Origin of the sequence: uncultured Campylobacter sp. (assembly GCF_937973075.1) — a bacterium.
Classification (GTDB): Bacteria; Campylobacterota; Campylobacteria; order Campylobacterales; family Campylobacteraceae; genus Campylobacter_B.
In genome coordinates this window covers 1-4,772 of record NZ_CALBWL010000069.1, presented here as the reverse complement: position 1 = coordinate 4,772, position 4,772 = coordinate 1, and the positions used below count along the sequence as shown (strand labels likewise).

At 47.9% G+C, this 4,772-nt stretch carries 6 protein-coding genes and 1 other RNA gene; 4 read left to right on the top strand and 3 right to left on the bottom strand.

From position 1 onward, the window contains the following. Positions 1-92: 92 nt before the first annotated feature. Positions 93-453: a transfer-messenger RNA gene (gene ssrA, locus Q0274_RS09880) on the bottom strand. A gap of 98 nt (positions 454-551) precedes the next feature. Here ssrA and panB point away from each other — a divergent pair. Next, positions 552-1,349, top strand: a complete 798-nt coding sequence (gene panB, locus Q0274_RS09875; RefSeq protein WP_298029365.1) for a 3-methyl-2-oxobutanoate hydroxymethyltransferase — start codon at positions 552-554, stop codon at positions 1,347-1,349. A 63-nt stretch (positions 1,350-1,412) separates the two neighbouring features. Beyond that, positions 1,413-1,613 (top strand): hypothetical protein, encoded by a 201-nt coding sequence (locus Q0274_RS09870; RefSeq protein WP_298029363.1) that lies wholly within the window; start codon positions 1,413-1,415, stop codon positions 1,611-1,613. Positions 1,614-1,822: 209 nt separating this feature from the next. On the opposite strand, the gene Q0274_RS09865 is transcribed toward Q0274_RS09870, so the two are convergent. Further along, entirely contained in the window at positions 1,823-2,017 is a 195-nt protein-coding gene (locus Q0274_RS09865) for a hypothetical protein (protein WP_298029361.1), read from the bottom strand. Positions 2,018-2,424: 407 nt separating this feature from the next. Here Q0274_RS09865 and ruvB point away from each other — a divergent pair, with 407 nt between their 5' ends. Both ruvB and Q0274_RS09855 read left to right on the top strand, forming a co-directional pair. Further along, complete coding sequence (gene ruvB / locus Q0274_RS09860; protein WP_005869246.1) at positions 2,425-3,441, top strand: Holliday junction branch migration DNA helicase RuvB; 1,017 nt, start codon at positions 2,425-2,427, stop codon at positions 3,439-3,441. Between the two features lie 333 nt (positions 3,442-3,774). After that, entirely contained in the window at positions 3,775-4,251 is a 477-nt protein-coding gene (locus Q0274_RS09855) for a hypothetical protein (protein ID WP_298029359.1), read from the top strand. 305 nt (positions 4,252-4,556) lie between these two features. Here the strand turns inward: Q0274_RS09855 and Q0274_RS09850 are convergent. Continuing rightward, positions 4,557-4,772, bottom strand: a 216-nt coding sequence (locus tag Q0274_RS09850; protein WP_298029358.1) for a hypothetical protein, incomplete at its 5' end; no start/stop codon positions are given.

Sequence of the window (4,772 nt, the reverse complement as noted above, 5' to 3'; positions counted from 1 at the left end):
AAACAAAAGGAGAGAAAAATAATCGAAATATAAGATAAGCACCTATATACGGGAAGTAAAAAGAAGTGATTGGAACTTAAAGATAGCTTAATTGGTGGAGGTGTGCGGGATTGAACCGCAGTCCGAAAACAAACGACCAAAGCCTCTACATGTTTAGCAAAAGTGAAGTTCTCGCGCAGGCTCGCTCACTTTCCAAAACGACCGCCGGCGCAAAGACTAGGATTTCACCCTGCGGCTCGTCACGCCGCAGAGCTACGCTATCACAGATTACCCGCCGCCGCGCTTAGATAGTATCGGCGCAGAGCAGGGCTCGACTGGACTTACGCAGCTTTAGCGTAAGCAGGAGCAAATTTAACGTTGTTTGCGTTTAAATTTAGTTTGGATTTTATACGCTGTATCCAAAGCGACATGCCGCCTTGACCCATCCGTTCCCGTCGAAGCCAAGTCACCCCCGAAAGAATGCGCGCGCATTTTACTTCAAAATTTTATAAATGTCAAATTCGGCTTATGTTAAAATTGCATCGAAATTTTAACCGAGCAAAGGAGTCAAAATGTCAAAAATCACGCTTTCTAAATTATACGAGATGAAAAAATCTGGCGAGAAGATCGTGATGATCACCGCCTATGACGCGCTTTTTGCTAAAATTTTCGACAACGAGGTCGATATGGTACTCGTAGGCGACAGCCTAAATATGAGCTTCGGCGGGCACTCCGAGACCCTGGGCGTAAGCGTAGAGCAGATGATATATCATGCGCGCGCCGTAAGGCGGGGGCTCAAGCGAGCGTATATGGTCGTAGATATGCCGTTTTGCTCGTGCGCGACGCCAGAGCTTGCGCTACAAAACTGCGCTAAAGTCTATGAGAGTACCGGCTGCGACGCCGTCAAAATCGAAGGCGGCGCGCATATGGCAGATACCGTGGCGCTGCTTAATCGAAACGGCATCGCCGTGATGAGCCACATCGGGCTAAAGCCGCAATTTTCGCGCTTTGCGGGCGGCTACAAAGTAAGCGGGCGCGGTGAGGAGGGGGCGCGCGAGGTCTTAAGCGACGCCAGAGCGCTTGCCGAGGCGGGCGCGGTGCTACTGCTGGTCGAGGGGACGATCTGCTCGGTCGCAAATCAAGTAGCGCTCGGCACCGACGTGCCGGTCATCGGCATCGGCGCTGGCGCGGGCATAGACGGACAGGTGCTCGTGTGGAGCGATATGTGCGGATTTTTCACGGAGTTTCGGCCAAAATTCGTTAAGCGCTATTTAGACGGCGCCGAGCTGGTAAAAGGCGCGGTGCGCGAATATGCGCGCGAAGTCAAAGAGGGGGGCTTCCCGAGCGAGGAGTTTGAATATAAGCAGTAGTGGGATTTTAGGTCGGAATTTTAAAAATTTATATTCCAAAATCAATAAATAAAAGGAGCATAGATGAAAGTCAAAGCAGCTAACGACAAAACTTTAAAAGTATTTAAAAGCGGCAACTCCTTAGCGCTTCGTATCCCGAAATATCTAAATTTGGAGGGCGTTAAGGAGCTTGCGATAAAAGAGCTTAGCGATACCGAAATAACGCTTAGCATCCCCAAACGTAGCGGCGAGTGGGATGGATTGCTTGCGACGCTGTGCGGCTAAATTTAATCGCGATTTCGCGCTAAATTTGCCGCATAAGCTATCGTTGGGCTTGGCGGTAAATTATATCTGCGCCAAATTTTAAGCGGCTTTGAAAGGTAAAATTTCGCGCGAAATTTTACCTAGCCGCGCAAGTGCGCAAGGCAAAATTCTGCATAAAATTCTACACAGAATTTCTTGCAAAATTTTAACCGACTACGTGAGACGAAATTTTAACCTGCTGCGTGCCGTGGAGCGTGAAGCGCGGAATTTAAAGTCTCGCTGCCGCAAAACAAAATCCGCATTAAAATTCTACGAGACAAAATTTTGTCGCAAAATTCCGCTGCAAAATTCCAGACGCCAAATTTAATATCACAAAATTCCAAGCGCCAAATTTTACGTCGTAAAATTCCGTGCGTATTTTTCAAACGGCTAAATTTCGCCGCTAAATTCTACGCGCTCAAATTTCGCGCCGCCGCTCCGCAATCACCGCTCGCAAACGCCTAGAGCCTCTTAAATTCTACGCATTAAATTCCGCGCCGTAAAATTTAGCGCAGTTACCGTTCAGCGCGCTGTTTGGGAGCCGCCACAATAAAATTCCGCACCAAGGCATAGCGGGCGCGGCGGCATGAGCGTAGCCTTAAAACGCCGCGGTAAAATTCCGCAGTCTTTCGCGACGGGTGCTTTGCTTTTTAGCCCAGCCCCAAGCGCGTACCGTAAAATTCCGTGCGGCAAATTTTATTCCGCCCGCAAATATCCGTCCCTTTAAAATTGTCAAAATTTAGCCATTTTTCGCTACACTTGCTAAAATTTTAAAAACGATTAAAGAGAGATTATGGACAGAATTGTAGAGATCGAAAAGATGCAGCTCGATGAGAGCGTGGAGAGCTCGCTGCGCCCGTCGAGCTTCGAGGATTACGTGGGGCAGGAAAAGATCAAATCAAACCTCGCTATCGCGATCGCCGCGGCGAAAAAGCGCGCCGACGTGCTCGATCACGTGCTTTTCTACGGGCCGCCGGGGCTTGGCAAAACCACGCTAGCGCACATCATCGCCGCTCAGATGGGCGCCGCCATTAAGGTTACCGCCGCGCCGATGATCGAAAAGGCGGGCGATCTGGCGGCGATTTTAACGAACCTGCAAAGCGGCGACGTGCTTTTCATCGACGAGATACACCGCCTAAGCCCCGCGATCGAGGAGGTGCTGTATTCGGCGATGGAGGACTTCCGCCTCGACATCATCATCGGTTCGGGTCCCGCCGCGCAGACCATCAAGATCGACATTCCGCACTTCACGCTCATCGGCGCCACGACGCGCGCGGGCATGATCTCGGCGCCGCTGCGGGATCGCTTCGGCATGCAGTTTCGCTTGCAGTTTTACACACACGCCGAGCTTGCGCGGATAGTGCAGATCGCTTCGGTTAAACTCGGCAAGGAGAGCGCAGCCGACGCCAGTGCCGAGATCGCGCGCCGCTCCCGCGGCACTCCGCGTATCGCGCTACGGCTACTGCGCCGCATACGCGATTTTGCTGAGGTGCGCGACGAGGGCGCTATCTCGCACGATCGCGCGCGCGAAGGGCTTGAAGCGCTGGGCGTGGACGAGCAGGGCTTTGACGAGATGGATATAAAATATTTGGAAATTTTATTTGACGCCAAGCACCGTGCGTTGGGGCTTAGCACGATCGCAGCGGCGCTTAGCGAGGATGAGGGCACGATCGAGGACGTCATCGAGCCCTATCTGCTCGCCAATGGTTACATTGAAAAGACCGCCAAAGGCCGCATCGCAACCGACAAGGCGCGCGAGGCGCTCGGTCGCGTGCTAAAGACTGCGGAGAGAAATCTGTTTGAGGAGTAGGGCGGATGAAATTTTATACTTCACGGCGCTGAGCTATAGCTACGCAGGTGGGAACCCTGCCGTGGCGATTTTGTATATTTAATCTTTGAATTTTGCTTGGTTATAAAATTTCTTCAGATTTAAAATTTAAAGCGGGAGATTTTGTAAATTTAGAGCAAATTTATTATCGGCTCAATAAAACATCCAAAAGAATATGAAGGGAAATTTTATGAAATTCATACAAAATATATAAAAAGGTTCTTCTATTATTTTTACGATGTATTTTACAGACGCGTTTTTATCAGGGGAGTTTCGCATCCGCCGGCACAGGTGGCTAGCATAGGCTGTTATGGTTTGCTTTTTGTCCTGTGCGGAACGCTTTTTACTATTTATAGAACGGATACGTCGCCTAAGCAGTTAAATGAGCTTGAGATAGATACCGGAATTTTAAGAAACGTTTATTATAATTTTCGCGGAAGCGGCGGACGAATACATATAGAACTAGAAAACGGCAAGAAAAAAGTTTATGAAATAAGCAAAAGTGATAGCGATATTTATGAAAAGCTAAAAGGGCAAAAAATCAAAATTTACGGCGAGCCGAGCCCAGATATATTAGGTAATAATGAAATTTTACAGCTTGAAAATAAAGATGGAAAGATATATAAGGGATATAATTTCGATCATAGATTGTTAAGACCATATTTGATGACCGCACAGTTTAAATTCTTTTTAAAAGTGTTAGTTTTTCTACTTTTATTGATATTTTTTATAAATTTTTCAGATAGAATTTTGATTAAAAACAATCCAGAAGAAGGAGTAAAAGATGAGTAACGGATTGGGTATTATTAGAGATGGGCTTTCGCATGGTCTCGCTAATGCGGCTGCAGCGCAAGCTGGAGCGAAGTTCTGCTTTCGTACGCCTATAAGGGTGGCTATTATTCTCTCTCTACATTGAAAGTTAAAATTTAGTCTATTCGCGCACCTGTTGTGCTCATTATTTTATAAATTCGCTATTCTTTTGCTCTACGCAGATTGTTGTTTGCGATTATTAAGGTACATTGATTTTCTAAAAAATAGCCTGCCGCCCGCTTAATTTTTACTTTACTCTCGTTTATCGTACCGATTTTACTTCGCTTCTAGCAGACGCATTCGCTATACATTTTTCTTTTCCGCTTGAAGTTGCTATTGGGCTTATTATAAGAGTTGCGGCGCGAGTGGATCCACACATCGGGCGCGCGCAGCTTTAGATTTTGCGGCGCAACGCGCGCGTCTGGCGTCAACATATCAGCATTGCTCCCCAAAGCGCTAATTTCATCAAATTTAGCCGCACGCACGTCCAGCGTCGGTCTGTC